Source organism: Nisaea sp., from assembly GCF_965216895.1.
In the GTDB taxonomy this organism is placed as follows: Bacteria; Pseudomonadota; Alphaproteobacteria; order Thalassobaculales; family Thalassobaculaceae; genus Nisaea.
Genome location: NZ_OZ244205.1, coordinates 4,276,878 through 4,289,512, shown reverse-complemented (window position 1 = coordinate 4,289,512; position 12,635 = coordinate 4,276,878). Strand labels below are relative to the sequence as shown.

General features: G+C 64.2%; 14 protein-coding genes. 7 read left to right on the top strand and 7 right to left on the bottom strand.

From position 1 onward, the window contains the following. Window positions 1-43 precede the first annotated feature (43 nt). Window positions 44-2,125 (top strand): tetratricopeptide repeat protein, encoded by a 2,082-nt coding sequence (locus tag ACOOE1_RS20360; protein WP_420404035.1) that lies wholly within the window; start codon window positions 44-46, stop codon window positions 2,123-2,125. Here the strand turns inward: ACOOE1_RS20360 and ACOOE1_RS20355 are convergent. After that, window positions 2,112-3,185 carry a 5-(carboxyamino)imidazole ribonucleotide synthase gene (locus tag ACOOE1_RS20355; RefSeq protein ID WP_420404034.1) on the bottom strand — a complete coding sequence of 358 codons (1,074 nt, stop codon included), beginning with the start codon at window positions 3,183-3,185 and terminating at the stop codon, window positions 2,112-2,114. The genes ACOOE1_RS20360 and ACOOE1_RS20355 overlap by 14 nt on opposite strands. Further along, on the bottom strand, window positions 3,185-3,682 hold the full coding sequence (purE, locus tag ACOOE1_RS20350) for a 5-(carboxyamino)imidazole ribonucleotide mutase (protein WP_420406457.1): 498 nt from the start codon (window positions 3,680-3,682) through the stop codon (window positions 3,185-3,187). Before purE ends, ACOOE1_RS20355 begins: the two co-directional genes overlap by 1 nt. Before the next feature lie 163 nt (window positions 3,683-3,845). On the opposite strand from purE, the gene ACOOE1_RS20345 reads away from it, so the two are divergent. Then, window positions 3,846-5,075, top strand: coding sequence for an aminotransferase class III-fold pyridoxal phosphate-dependent enzyme (locus tag ACOOE1_RS20345; RefSeq protein ID WP_420404033.1), 1,230 nt, complete (start codon window positions 3,846-3,848; stop codon window positions 5,073-5,075). Here the strand turns inward: ACOOE1_RS20345 and ACOOE1_RS20340 are convergent. Then, window positions 5,068-5,964 (bottom strand): hypothetical protein, encoded by an 897-nt coding sequence (locus ACOOE1_RS20340; protein WP_420404032.1) that lies wholly within the window; start codon window positions 5,962-5,964, stop codon window positions 5,068-5,070. The two genes, ACOOE1_RS20345 and ACOOE1_RS20340, sit on opposite strands and share 8 nt — an antisense overlap. Window positions 5,965-5,981: 17 nt before the next feature. Continuing rightward, a complete protein-coding gene (locus tag ACOOE1_RS20335) occupies window positions 5,982-6,185 on the bottom strand; it encodes a YdcH family protein (RefSeq protein ID WP_420404031.1) in 204 nt (67 codons plus the stop codon). A gap of 95 nt (window positions 6,186-6,280) precedes the next feature. On the opposite strand from ACOOE1_RS20335, the gene ACOOE1_RS20330 reads away from it, so the two are divergent. From ACOOE1_RS20330 to ACOOE1_RS20320, 3 genes are read left to right on the top strand one after another with little or no spacing between them, the layout of a single operon-like run. Further along, window positions 6,281-6,832 carry a TIGR02444 family protein gene (locus ACOOE1_RS20330; protein WP_420404030.1) on the top strand — a complete coding sequence of 184 codons (552 nt, stop codon included), beginning with the start codon at window positions 6,281-6,283 and terminating at the stop codon, window positions 6,830-6,832. 11 nt (window positions 6,833-6,843) lie between these two features. Further along, on the top strand, window positions 6,844-7,533 hold the full coding sequence (locus ACOOE1_RS20325) for a DUF2848 domain-containing protein (RefSeq protein WP_420404029.1): 690 nt from the start codon (window positions 6,844-6,846) through the stop codon (window positions 7,531-7,533). 4 nt (window positions 7,534-7,537) lie between these two features. Next, the gene (locus ACOOE1_RS20320; protein WP_420404028.1) at window positions 7,538-8,884 is read left to right on the top strand and encodes an amidase; all 1,347 of its coding nucleotides are present in this window, start codon (window positions 7,538-7,540) and stop codon (window positions 8,882-8,884) included. A gap of 3 nt (window positions 8,885-8,887) precedes the next feature. Here the strand turns inward: ACOOE1_RS20320 and ACOOE1_RS20315 are convergent, their stop codons facing one another. Together ACOOE1_RS20315 and def are read right to left on the bottom strand one after the other, a co-directional pair. Further along, window positions 8,888-9,568: a COQ9 family protein gene (locus tag ACOOE1_RS20315; RefSeq protein ID WP_420404027.1), complete on the bottom strand. Its 681-nt coding sequence runs from the start codon at window positions 9,566-9,568 to the stop codon at window positions 8,888-8,890. Further along, window positions 9,565-10,128, bottom strand: a complete 564-nt coding sequence (def, locus tag ACOOE1_RS20310) for a peptide deformylase (RefSeq protein WP_420404026.1) — start codon at window positions 10,126-10,128, stop codon at window positions 9,565-9,567. Before def ends, ACOOE1_RS20315 begins: the two co-directional genes overlap by 4 nt. A 241-nt stretch (window positions 10,129-10,369) precedes the next feature. On the opposite strand from def, the gene rpsU reads away from it, so the two are divergent. Then, the gene (gene rpsU, locus ACOOE1_RS20305) at window positions 10,370-10,573 is read left to right on the top strand and encodes a 30S ribosomal protein S21 (RefSeq protein ID WP_028467376.1); all 204 of its coding nucleotides are present in this window, start codon (window positions 10,370-10,372) and stop codon (window positions 10,571-10,573) included. A 105-nt stretch (window positions 10,574-10,678) separates the two neighbouring features. On the opposite strand, the gene ACOOE1_RS20300 is transcribed toward rpsU, so the two are convergent. Next, a complete protein-coding gene (locus ACOOE1_RS20300; RefSeq protein WP_420404025.1) occupies window positions 10,679-11,383 on the bottom strand; it encodes a TIGR00266 family protein in 705 nt (234 codons plus the stop codon). Window positions 11,384-11,519: 136 nt separating this feature from the next. On the opposite strand from ACOOE1_RS20300, the gene bmt reads away from it, so the two are divergent. Continuing rightward, window positions 11,520-12,545, top strand: a complete 1,026-nt coding sequence (bmt, locus tag ACOOE1_RS20295) for a betaine--homocysteine S-methyltransferase (RefSeq protein ID WP_420404024.1) — start codon at window positions 11,520-11,522, stop codon at window positions 12,543-12,545. Window positions 12,546-12,635 lie beyond the last annotated feature (90 nt).

Genomic DNA, 12,635 nt, shown 5'->3' with positions numbered 1-12,635 from the left:
GGCACACCTATTCGACCGCCCCCGGAATTCCGGCAGCCGATACATGAACGGGCTTTGTCCTCTGGACGTCGCGGAGTTCGACGGCTCTACTACGAGCGGACCGTGGATCCAAAAAGTCGATACGGCACCATCCGTACCGGACGGCAGATTGATGAATAGCTCTCCAGAAGCGATAGCGGACGCCCTGAGAAATCCTGATCGTCTGTTTAAAGAGGCGCTCAGTCTTCACGAGGCAGGAAAACTTGAGGCGGCAAGGCCGCTCTACGAAAGCCTGCTCGAGATTACTGGCCCCAATCCGGACCTCCTCCATCTATACGGGACATTGCAGTTCCAAATGGGACAAGCCTCGGTCGGCGCAAGCTGCATCTCCCGCGCCATTCTTCTACGCCCCGATGCGGCCAGCTATTACGATCATCTCGGAAGCGCGGCTCGCTCCAAGGGAAGTGCGCCGATCTCTGTCTGGGCGTATGACCGTGCGTGCATCGTAAACCCCCGATCCGGCACGGCGTTTCTGAATTCAGCCATCGTCCACCTGGAGTGCAATGACATCGACATTGCCGTCAGGCGGGCGAGACGCGCCACCGAACTCCTGCCGCACGACCCGGCAACCTGGCTTCGGCTGGGGAATGCGCTGCGGAAGGCGGAGAGGCCCGAAGAGGCCCTTCTGGCACTTGAATGCGCCCGTACACGGGCTCCGGATCTGATAGAGACCTATTTCCATTTGAGGGAGGTCCACGAGCTCTTGGGCGCGACCAAAGCGGCCGATAGCGCCTCAAAGCGCGGCATTGTCCTGGCGCCTCAGCAGCACGAGTTTTACGTCAATTTCCGCGATGGCGACATATCGGACAGCACCAACTGGCTCGGTGTCACCCCCAAGCGTCTGTCCGTCGTGCTCCGTCCCGCGGCGCCGCGCGCGTGGGACCAGCTCGCTTCCTCGCGATACGGAAATCTGGATTATGACGGAGCGGTCGGCGCCGCGCGACGCGCAGTCCTCCTGGCGCCCGAATTTGCACAACCGTACAACTCTCTGGGGACGGCCTCTTTCCATCTCGGAAACTTCGCGTCAGCCATTCGTGCGGCCCGCATGGGGCTGACCGCCGATCCGGATTTCGGAGATATCGGTTACAATCTCTCCCTCTCTGCATTCAGCGCAGGTAATACAGAACTCGGCTGGCGATACTGGGATCATCGCCTCAAAATGCGGAAGATCCCCCGGCGAATAGCGCTGCCGCCGCGTTGGACACCCGACAGGGGGAAGGCGCGGCACCTTCTGGTCGCTTCCGAACAGGGAATCGGGGACGACATCGCGTTCCTGAGCTGTCTGCCCGATCTGCTTGTTCATGCTGACAGGCTCACGGTCGAAACGGATCCCCGGCTCCACCCGCTGCTGAAGCGAACATATCCCGGACTCGACCTGATCGAAAAGCAAGTGCGGGCCACGTCAGACGGCGCGCCCGCCTACGATTATTCGGCAGTTTGCCGCGACAGAGCATTTTCTGACAGTGTCTTCAGCGGAGATCTCCCGGCACTCTTCCGAACTGATGCCGGTGCGGCGGCCCCACCATCCGGCGCATTGCGGCCGGATCCCACACTTGTCCGCGAATGGAAGCACCGCCTGCGAGAACTCGGGCCGGCGCCGTATTTCGGACTTTGCTGGCGCAGTGGAATGCTCGTCACCAGCCACAGGAAGACCGGCTATCTGACCCTGGCCGAACTGGTCCGGGCGTTCCCGAGCGAGGCCTTCACACTTGTCAGCCTGCAATACGGGGACGCGAAAGACGAACTTCGCGAAGTCCGTGAAACGCTGAACGTGACAATCCATGACTTCCCCGACCTCGATCAGGTCAAGGAACTCGACCGCGTGGCCGCTCTGATGTCATGCCTCGATCTCGTCACGGCCCCGGCGACCGCCGCACTCGCACTCGCCTGCTCGATGGGCGTTCCGGTCATCGGGCTTGAGAAGTCCTATTTCCGTTTCGGCAACGGCTGGGATCCACTGTTCGGGAATCTTCTGCCGGTAAAAACGCCGTCGGAACCTACCCTTACGACCGATCGAGCAGCGAGAATGGGGGCCGCTGTCCGTCATTTCCTCGAAACCGGCTCGCTCCCGATCAGGAAACCCTGATCCGGTTCACATGTCCCATCTTGCGTCCCGGACGCGCTTCCGCCTTGCCGTAGAGATGCAGTTTGGCATCTGGCTCCGCGACGATCGTCTTCCACTGCTCGACCTCATCGCCGATAAGGTTCTGCATCACCGTCGGGAAGCGTACTTCGACCGGACCGAGCGGCAGGCCGGTCACGGCGCGGACGAACTGCTCGAACTGGCTGGTCGCACAGCCGTCCTGGGTCCAGTGCCCGGAATTGTGCGGCCGCGGCGCGACCTCGTTGACCAGAACCTTGCCATCGGCAGTCACGAACATCTCCACGGCCAGCAGACCGACCAGATCGAGCCGTTCCGCGAGCGCCTCCGCAACCGCGCGGGCAACGGTCTCGGTTTCCGCCGGTATCGCGGCCGGCACCGTGCTGGTGCTCAGGATGTGGTCGACATGATGATTTTCGGCCACCGGAAAGGCACGGGAGTTCCCGTCGAGACCGCGTGCGACGATGACAGATATTTCCTTCTCGAACGCGACGAAACCCTCGAGCACCGCATCATCCGTGTCCAGGGACGCCCAGGCTTCCGCAAGATCCGTCTCCGCCACGATCTTCGCCTGGCCCTTGCCGTCATAGCCGAAGCGACAGGTCTTCAGGACCGCCGGACGTCCGATCTCCTCGACCGCCCTGCGCAGTTGCTCGAGACTGGTGACGTGCCGGTAAGGTGCCGTCCCCGCGCCCGCATCGCGCGCGAAGTCCTTCTCCGCGACCCGGTGCTGGGATACCGCCAGGACGCTCGGCCGCGGCCGGACCGGGGCCAGCTTCGAGAGCCGTTCCACCGTGTCGACGGGAATGTTCTCGAATTCATAGGTGATGACATCGACACTGGCGGCGAAGGCGGCGAGCGCGTCCTCATCTTCATAGGACGCGACCGTCGTGCGCTCCGCCACCTGCGATGCCGGGCTGTTTTCTTCCGGCGTGAAGATATGACAGCGATAGCCGAGCGGCGCGGCGGCGAGCGCCGTCATGCGGCCGAGCTGACCTCCGCCGATGATTCCGATGACGGCGCCGGGCGCCAGAAAATCAGACATCAGGACTCCACCGGAACGTCGCCGACGGAGTCGGTCTGGGCGTCTCGCCAGGTCGCGAGACGGGCGTGCAAGGCATCGTCCTCATTGGCAAGGATCGCGACCGCCAGCAGGCCGGCATTCTTGGCTCCGGCCTTGCCGATGGCGAGCGTACCGACAGGAATTCCTCCCGGCATCTGGGCGATCGAGAGCAGGCTGTCCATGCCCTTCAGCGCCTTGCTTTCGACCGGCACGCCGAGCACCGGAACCGTCGTCTGCGCTGCAACCATGCCCGGCAGGTGCGCCGCACCGCCGGCGCCGGCGATCACGACCTTGAGCCCACGCTTCTTCGCCGTCGCCGCATAGTCCGCCATGCGCGCAGGCGTGCGGTGGGCGGAAACGATGCGGGTCTCGTGAGGTACTTCGAGCGCTTCGAGAATGAGGGCGGCCTCCTTCATGGTTTCCCAGTCCGACTGGCTTCCCATGATGATACCGACCAATGGTGTCGCGGCCTCCGCCATATGCGCCATCCTGCTTCCATCGGCCCCGCGCGAACAGCGGAGCGGGTCAAAGAAGCGCGGCATTATAGGAGCGAAGCTTGCAGTTACAAGCGCCGACTGACGGCTTTTGTCGTGGCATGCTTTGTGGTTGAGTCCCAAGGGCGTAAGCGGAAGGGGACGGTTCGTGAGTCAGTCCATCAGCAAACGGGATGCCGACGCCTTCCTGCACCAGACGGGCTCCACACCGGTTGCCCATGCGTTCACCGCCTGCAGGGGTGCCTGGGCGGTTGACGAAACCGGCCACCGCTTCCTCGATTTCCACGGCAACACTTGTCACAATATCGGCTACGCGCATCCCCGCATGGTTGCGGCGCTGAAACAGCAGATCGACGCACTCACCTTCACCCCGCGCCTCTTCACGTCGGAACCAGCCGTCGAACTCGCGGAGATGCTCGCGGCACGCTGGCCCTACGGCGCAGCCCGCGTTCTGCTCGGGGTCTCGGGCACGGACGCGATAGAAATGGCGCTCAAGCTCGCCTATGTCGCCACCGGGCGGACGAGAACCGTCGCCTTCGACGGCAGCTGGCACGGCGCCGCGCTCGGCGCCTTGTCGGTCGGCGGAACCGCCGCGGAACGCGAGGAATTTCCCGCGCTCGAAGGGTGCCACCACATTCATGCCTTCTGGCCGCGCCACGAAGGCGAAACAGTGGCGGCCGCAGCCCAGACGGCGCTCGAAGCCCTGAAGTACTCTCTCGAGGGCCGCGATATCGCGGCCGTGATATCGGAACCAATCCGCGCGACGCCCCACCTGCCGCCGGACTGGTTCTGGCCCGAAATCCGCGCGCTCTGCGACCGGACAGGCACATTGCTGATCTTCGACGAGATCCCGACCGGTCTCGGCAAGACCGGCCGCTTCTTCGCCAGTCAGAATTTCGAAGCCGCGCCGGACATCACGGTGCTCGGAAAATCGCTTGGCGGCGGCATCCTGCCGCTGTCGGCCGTGATCGCCCATGCGGATCTCGACGTCGCGCCACACCTCGGCATCGGTCACTATACCCACCAGAAAAACCCGGTTCTGGCACGCGCCGGGATCGAAACCCTGAGGATCATCGAAGACGAGAATCTCGTCGAGAGAGCGGCGCGCACGGGCCGCCGGGCGCTGGGCGAACTGCAGACGCTCGCGAGAAACAACCCGGCCTTTTCAGGCGCGCAGGGGATCGGCTGCGCCATGGCCGTGGAAAGCGCAGACCGCGCCAATCTGACAGCCATGAAAGAGGCGTGCTACAGGCTGGGACTCAACACCGGCACCGCGGACGGGCGCTACCTGACGCTCTCTCCTCCGCTGACCATCCCGGAGGACGACTTCTTCCATGCCCTCCGCATCCTCGGCGAAGCCGGATCTGGAATTATCTGATCCCGGTCTTGTCCCGCCGCCGGGAATCGTAGAACAGGCGCGACTCCATCGTCTCGTCGCGCCCAACGATCGCGACGCGCTGATTGTCGAGTTTGGTATCGCCGGCCAAGTGCAGGATTCCGATCGGATGATAGGGAATACCCGGCTCCACGAAGGATCCGGTCCCCGGATCGAATGCCGGGAGCGCCATGTTGGCCAGCCAGTTGAACGTACTCGGCAGGAAACACCGAGGATGATCCGTCGTATAGACGACGTAATTGAGCGACATCTGATCGGCGAAGAACCCGACCTTGTGGCTGAGCGCCGCGCGCATCGCCTCTGCCCAACGTCCCCAGACGGGATGAGCGGCCGGCATGGAGAAGACACCGCAATTCAGAACCGGATTGTATCCCACCCGCTTGGCCTGCTCGACGCCGAAATACCCGGTCTGCTGCTCAACCGTCCAGCGCACATAGGATTTGATGTCAAAGCAATGCGCATAGGCGCGATCCATCTCCGGAACGATGGACAGCCGGCCTTGCCGCGCGCCTTTCTCGAGCCACTCGATCGCCCACCAGTGCTGAATCCAGGCGTCCGCGTCGATCCAGATATAGGTCTCGTATCCGGGAAAGTGGTCACGCAGGAACGGGCGCGAGACCATCGCCTTGTAACCGGGACTCATCGACGAGCGGTCACCGGCCGGCGGCGAGAAGTCGATATCCCAGCCCGGCTCCGCGACCTCCGGAGCGAATTTCGACAGGCTAGCGCGGTTGTCCCCGGACAATCCGAGATCGAGATAGCCTATATCAATGTCAGCGCTCTGCTGGTCTCTGATCGAGCGCAACAGACTGAGCGATACCCGAAAAAAGCGATCATCGCTCGCCGTACAGATGATCGTTCTCGCGGACACCTGGCGCCGTGTCCCGGTCAGGCGATGATGTCGGGCAGAAGCTCGCTCTCGAGCCGGATGATCTGGTCCTTCAGGAGCAGCTTGCGCTTCTTGAGTCGCTGGATCTGCAGCTGGTTGAACGGTCCGTCGTCCGCCAGACGGGCAATCACGTCGTCAAGATCGCGATGCTCCACCTTGAGCTCTTCGAGCCTGCGTGACAGTTCTTCGCGGTCTGCTTCCAACGCGTGAATCCGTAGCCGTCCATATGCTGAGTCGGATTGTCATATCGCAAAGCGATCGCGTTTGGTAGGGCGCTTTTGCATGCTAGACATGACCGATGCACTCACTCGACAACCCTTTCTGGGCTTACTCCCTCGCAACCTACGCCAAGGACAGCGCTGCTGCCGCGTGTCTTGATCTGCAGGACGGAAAAGAGCTCGACGTCAACCTTCTGCTGCTTTGCTGCTGGCTCGGATCGCGGAGCGTCAAACTGACTCGCGGGGATGTCCGGCGCGCGATCAAGCTGGCCGATGAGTGGGCCGGCCCGGTCATTGCGCCATTGCGGGCCGTGCGGCGCCATCTGAAACCACTCTCGGCAGACCCGGACCTCGCCGCGTTCCGGAAGCAGGTGGCCGCGCTGGAGCTGTCGGCGGAGCAGTTCCAGCAAGCGCGCCTGCACGGCGCGTTCTGCGAGCTTGCGGAGAGCGGCGGCGCCCCTGTCCGCGCGGCGACGGCAAATCTGCGGCTCTATCTGTCGCTAACCCATCCGGAGGCCGGTGAAGAAATTCAAGACAGTCTCTTGAAACTCGTCCGCGCCGCCTTCCCCGATGCGTCGGAAGCGGATATCGTTTCCGCTCTCGCCGCTCCGGCATCCAACCAGACCAGATAGGGAACCAGCCCATGCGCGATGGCGCCCATGTCACGCTCCGTTTCGAAAAGCCGGATGGCGGAATGCTCGCCGTCAGCGTCTCGGACCTGGTCGTCGGCGGCTGGAGTGGCCGCGACACCGAGGCTTTGCAGCATCATATCGACGAGTTGAAGGCGATCGGCGTCGCGCCGCCGAGCCGGACCCCGCTGTTCTACCGGAACGCGGTCAACATCCTGATGCAGGACGATGCGGTCCAGGTGGTCGGCCCGGATACCTCGGGCGAAGTCGAGGCGGTCCTGATCGTAAGCGAGGAAGGGCTCTGGGTCACGGTCGGCTCCGACCACACGGACCGCGCGGCCGAAGCCTATTCCGTCGCGGCCTCGAAACAGATGTGCCCGAAGGTTCTGGCCCGCGAGGCCTGGCCGTTGGACGATCTGCTGGATCACTGGGACCAGATCCGGTTGCGCTCCCGCGTCGTGATCGATGGCGAGGAAGTGCTCTACCAGGACGGGACCCTCGGCGCGATCCACCGGCCGGAAACAATGATGCAGGAATACGCGGACGGCGAGCTTGCACCCGGCACCGTCATGCTGCTCGGCACATTCGCCGCCATCGGCGGCATCCGCCCGGCGGACCGCTTTTCGATGGAGATCGAGGACCCGGTGCGCGGAGCGACGATCTCCCACGCCTACGATATCCACACCCTCCCGATTGTGAGTTGAGACCATGTTCGCCTCCCTGAAAGACCTCGCCGCGGCCCTCGCCGCCGGCGAGACGACGTCCGAGAAGCTGACCGAAGAAGCGCTGACGCGGATCGAGGATCCGAAAGGCGAAGGAGCACGGACCTACACGGACGTCTTCACCGAGGGGGCACGAGCTGAAGCGAAGGCGAGCGATGCTCTGCGTGCCGCCGGAATCGTCCCTTCGCCGCTCGCCGGCATTCCGATTTCCGTGAAGGACCTCTTCGACATCCGCGGCAAGGTCACAATGGCCGGGTCGGTCGCCCGCAAGGACGAACCCGCCGCCGCTGCCGATGCCCCGGCCGTCGCCCGGCTCCGGGCCGCCGGCGCCGTCATCCTTGGACGTACCAACATGACCGAGTTCGCCTTCTCCGGCCTCGGCCTGAACCCGCATTACGGCACGCCGAAGAACCCCTATGACCGGGCGACCGGCCGGATTCCGGGCGGTTCATCCTCGGGCGCCGCGATCTCCGTCACCGACGGCATGGCGGCCGCCGGTATCGGCACCGACACCGGCGGCTCGGTCCGCATTCCGTCCGCGCTGAACGGCCTGACCGGCTTCAAGCCGACCGCGCGCCGGGTGCCGACAGAAGGCGCCTTCCCGCTCTCCTGGAGCCTCGACTCCATCGGCCCGCTCGCCCGTTCCGTCGCCTGCTGCGCCCTGCTCGACGCCATCATGGCCGGCGAGACGCCGAAGCCGGCGGCACCGCTCCCGGTCAAGGGCATGCGCCTCGTGGTGCCCGGCACCATCGTGCTGGACGACATGGACGAGCACGTCGCGAAGTCCTTCGAGGCCGCGCTCGACAAGCTGTCCAGTGCCGGTGCGATCCTGGAAGAAAAGAGCTTCGAGTGGCTGCTGGAGATCCCCGCCTCGAACAAGGCCGGCGGATTTGCTCCGACCGAAGCCTATGCGATCCATCGCGAGCTGCTGTCCCGCAAGGAAGCGGACTACGATCCGCGCGTCGGGACCCGGATTCAGGGCGGCGCCAAGATGCTGGCGGCGGACTATGTGATCCTGCAGCGCCGGCGGGCGGAGATCCAGGCCATCGCCAATGCCGCGACGCGGGAGTACGACGCGGTGCTGATGCCGAGCGTTCCGGTCGTGGCGCCGAGCATCTCCAGCCTCGAGACCGACGACCATCTCTATCACAGCACGAACATGCTGATGCTGCGCAACCCGTCGCTCGGCAACTTCCTCGACCGCTCGGCCGTCTCCCTTCCGTGTCACGAGGCCGGCACGGGTCCGGTCGGGCTGATGGTTGTCGGCGAGACGATGGGCGACGCGAAGACGCTGGCGGTCGCGGCCGGGATCGAGGCCGCTCTGGCGCGCTAGGCCCTACCGCGCGCCGGCAAATGGACGCCGTTTCGGGGCGCAGCCTTTCAGCGCCTCCAGCGGGCTCTTCACTTTGCCGGCCGCTTCCTTCAGGCGGCCGGTCAGCTTCGGAATGGCCATGACGTTGCGGATCCGCCGGTCGAGGAAATCCCACGTCTCGACCTGGTCCTCGGACGTGTCGTTCAACCAGAACAGCAGGGTCGAGCTGTAGACCGCCGCGAGCAGCCCGCGCTTGGTGTAGAAATTGTAATCGGTCGAGGTGTCGCCCGCCTCTCTCCAGATCGCATCCACGGTCCGGTAGAGGCTGCGGGTCCCGAGGCCGCCCTGCCCCGGAACCGCCATGTAGGCCAGCGTGCAGCGCACCGCTTCCTTATGCGGTTCGGCCTGTTCGAGACGGATGCGGACCGCGGCGGCGATCCTGTCGCGGATCTTCATCTGGGATGGATTGCGGCGCTGGAATTCCCGCACCATGTCCCGGTCGGCCCTTTCGAGAAAATGCCCGATGCAGTCGGCGACGCCCGCCGGGAACAGCCGGTCGAGGTCTGCGGCGGAAATGCCGGCATCCTCGGCGCCGTACCTCAATGCCTTGCGGCTCCAGCCGTCGAACATGACATGCGGCAGGATGCTGTCCAGCACCCGGTCCCGCTCTGCCTCACGCTTGCCGGGAACGGTATCGTCGCTCATGTTCCGTCTCCTTCTTTGTCCTGCGGCCGAATGTCCGTCGCTGCCCGGAGCAGCTCCTCGCCGTAGCCGAATCGCCGCATGTCCGTCATGCGTTCCGGATAAAGTATGCCATCCAGATGATCGAGCTCATGCTGGACCACCCGCGCATGGAAGCCTTCCGCCTGGCGCAGAACCTTCTCGCCCTTCAGATCATAGCCCCGGTAGAGGATCTTCCGGTAACGCGGCACTTCGCCTTTAAGGCCCGGAATGGACAGGCAGCCCTCCCAGCCGAGTTCCATCTCTCCGGTGAGAGGCTCGATCACCGGGTTGACCAGCACCTGCAGGCCGAGCGGTCCGTCATTCGCCTCCGCGGTCGCCCGCTCGGCCGGAATCTTGAAGACGATGATCCGCTTCGAGACGCCGATCTGCGGCGCCGCGAGCCCCACGCCGCCGGCCTCTTCCATCGAGTCGGCCATGTCCTGCGCTAGCGCGGAAATCTCTTCCGCGGCCGGCCCCGCGATCTCTTCCGCCCGCCGGCGCAGGACCGGATCTCCCATCCGTACGATCTTTTGTGCTGTCATGCCTTGGATATAGAGCGCTACTATCGGCCGGTAAACCGCGCTTCGAGCTTCGCCGGCTCTGCGAGGGCTACTCCGGGGCGTATGCAAAGCAGACCCGCTGACGGCATGCAATTTATACGAAGCCGGGCTTTGCAACTCGCAAGAGGGTGTGATACATACCCGCCTCCTGCCCATGGGGAGCGAAATCCCCACGGGCGTTTTGTGTTCTGAATTCGCACAGTTGTTTTGGAGGTCGGGTTTCGTGCATGTAACGGTCCGCGATAACAATATCGATCAGGCTCTGCGCGCGCTGAAGAAGAAGATGCAGCGCGAAGGTGTCTTTCGGGAAATGAAGCTGCGTCGCAACTTCGAAAAGCCGTCCGAAAAGCGGGCGCGCGAGAAAGCCGAAGCGGTGCGCCGCTATCGCAAGCTCATGCGCAAGCGCATGGAGCGCGAAGGCTTCTAGAGCCCTCGGGGCTTTTGCCGCTTCGGCGGTATTTACCCGGTCCAGAACACGGAACCGCCCTCGCATGCCGAGCGGCGGTTTTTGTGTTTGCCGGCCGCGGCCCTCTCAGTCGCCCTCTTTCGGCATCAGGCGTGCCAGTGACATCGCGAGCTCGGCGATCGGCTGGGTCTGGACGATGACACGGCCGGGGCCGGTGACATGGGTGACGAAGATACCTTCTCCGCCGAACACCAGATTGCGGATCCCCTTCTGGAAGGCGATGTCGTAGTCACAGGTCCCGGAAAAGCCGACGAGGCATCCGGTATCGACCGTGATGCGCTGGCCTGCCGCCAGTTCCCGCTCGACCAGAGTGCCGCCGGCATTGAGGAAGGCGAGACCGTCTCCCTCCAGTTTCTGCAGGATCAGTCCCTCTCCGCCGAAGAACCCGGCGCCGAGCTTGCGGGTCAGAGCGATCGAGACATCGACGCCGCGGGCGCTGCACAGATAGGCGTCGCGCTGGCAATAGAACAGGCCGCCGCTCTGGCTGAGGTCGATCGGCCGGATCTGCCCCGGCATCGAGCCCGCGAAGCAGGCATCCTGGCGCTCATCCCCCTCGTTGACGAAATAGGTCAGGAAGAGGCTCTCGCCGGAGAATTTCCGGAACAGCCCGCCGAGCAGGCCGCCCGAGAGCTCGGTCGTCATCCGGATCCCCTGATCCATCATGACCATGGCCCCCGCCTCGGCCTGGACGGCTTCGCCCGGGTCCAGCGTGACGGTCAGGAGCGGAGCGTGATCCCCCTCGATCCTGTAGTCGATGACATCCGCGGCCATGGGAACTCCTGTCGCTCGAAAATGGTTTGGCGCACGACACCTGGTGTCGCCTACCGGGCAATCAACGCGATTGTATTTCGCTATTCAATTCCATATTGCTGCGCCGAGGCGCCGTTGCCAATTACAGGCTTGCCCGATGACCGATCTGCTCTCCGAACTGCTTGCCGAAAAACCCTGGCTGCTGACCGACGGCGCCACCGGCACGAACCTCTTCGCGCGCGGCCTGCAACACGGCGACTCGCCGGAACTCTGGAACCTGGAGGAGCCGGAAAAGATCCGGGCGCACTATCGGGACTTCATTGAGGCCGGCAGCGACATCGTGCTGACCAACAGCTTCGGCGGCACGGCCAACCGGCTCAAGCTGCACAAGGCCGAGGACCGGGTCTACGAGATCAACAAGGCCGCCGCCGAACTGCTGGCGGCGGAGATTGCGGAAAGCGGGCGCAGGATCGTCAATGCCGGCAGCGTCGGCCCGACCGGCGATCTCTACCAGCCGCTCGGCCCGCTCACCATCGAGGACGGCAAGAACAGTTTCGCGGCGCAAATGCGCGGCCTCAAAGATGGCGGCGCCGATGTCGCATGGATCGAAACCATTTCCTCGGAGGAGGAGTTGACGGCGGCGCTGGATGCAGCGGACGAGATCGGCCTGCCGTCGGTCTGCACGCTTTCCTTCGACACCAACGGGCGCACCATGATGGGCATGACACCGCAGCGGCTTGTCGAAATGGTCCATGCCCGGCCGATCCGCCCGGTCGCTTTCGGCGGCAATTGCGGCACCGGCGCCTCGGACCTGCTGGTCGGTCTGCTCAGTATCGCGGACAAGCTGGAGGAGGGCGACGTGCTGATCGCCAAGGCCAATTGCGGCATCCCGGTCTATGAGGACGGAGAGATCCGCTACACAGGGACGCCGGAACTGATGCAGGCCTGCGCCCGGCTCGCCGTCAATCTCGGAGCCCGGATAATCGGCGGCTGCTGCGGCACCACGCCGGCGCATATCAGGGCCATGCGCGAGGCGCTCGACGCCCACACCAAAGGCGATGCTCCGGACATGCCGGCGATCATTGCCGCCTGCGGCACACTCACCGGCTCGACGGCGGAGCTTCTGGGCGGCGGTGAGAGCAAAGAATCCACTCGTCAGCGGCGTGGCCGGAGACGGAATTGATCCGCCGGATGCCGATCCGGGAACGGTTCGGTTTATTTGACTTTCCCGCCTTTTCAACACGTTGACCCTGCAATTCCCGATCCCTACCTT

What these genes read in the sequence shown, in the direction of transcription:
- ACOOE1_RS20360 (WP_420404035.1), top strand. Translation starts at nt 44, where the DNA reads ATGAACGGGCTTTGTCCTCTGGACGTCGCGGAGTTCGACGGCTCTACT.
- ACOOE1_RS20355 (WP_420404034.1), bottom strand. Translation starts at nt 3,185, where the DNA reads ATGTCTGATTTTCTGGCGCCCGGCGCCGTCATCGGAATCATCGGCGGA.
- purE (WP_420406457.1), bottom strand. Translation starts at nt 3,682, where the DNA reads ATGGCGGAGGCCGCGACACCATTGGTCGGTATCATCATGGGAAGCCAG.
- ACOOE1_RS20330 (WP_420404030.1), top strand. Translation starts at nt 6,281, where the DNA reads ATGCACTCACTCGACAACCCTTTCTGGGCTTACTCCCTCGCAACCTAC.
- ACOOE1_RS20325 (WP_420404029.1), top strand. Translation starts at nt 6,844, where the DNA reads ATGCGCGATGGCGCCCATGTCACGCTCCGTTTCGAAAAGCCGGATGGC.
- ACOOE1_RS20320 (WP_420404028.1), top strand. Translation starts at nt 7,538, where the DNA reads ATGTTCGCCTCCCTGAAAGACCTCGCCGCGGCCCTCGCCGCCGGCGAG.
- ACOOE1_RS20315 (WP_420404027.1), bottom strand. Translation starts at nt 9,568, where the DNA reads ATGAGCGACGATACCGTTCCCGGCAAGCGTGAGGCAGAGCGGGACCGG.
- def (WP_420404026.1), bottom strand. Translation starts at nt 10,128, where the DNA reads ATGACAGCACAAAAGATCGTACGGATGGGAGATCCGGTCCTGCGCCGG.
- ACOOE1_RS20300 (WP_420404025.1), bottom strand. Translation starts at nt 11,383, where the DNA reads ATGGCCGCGGATGTCATCGACTACAGGATCGAGGGGGATCACGCTCCG.
- bmt (WP_420404024.1), top strand. Translation starts at nt 11,520, where the DNA reads ATGACCGATCTGCTCTCCGAACTGCTTGCCGAAAAACCCTGGCTGCTG.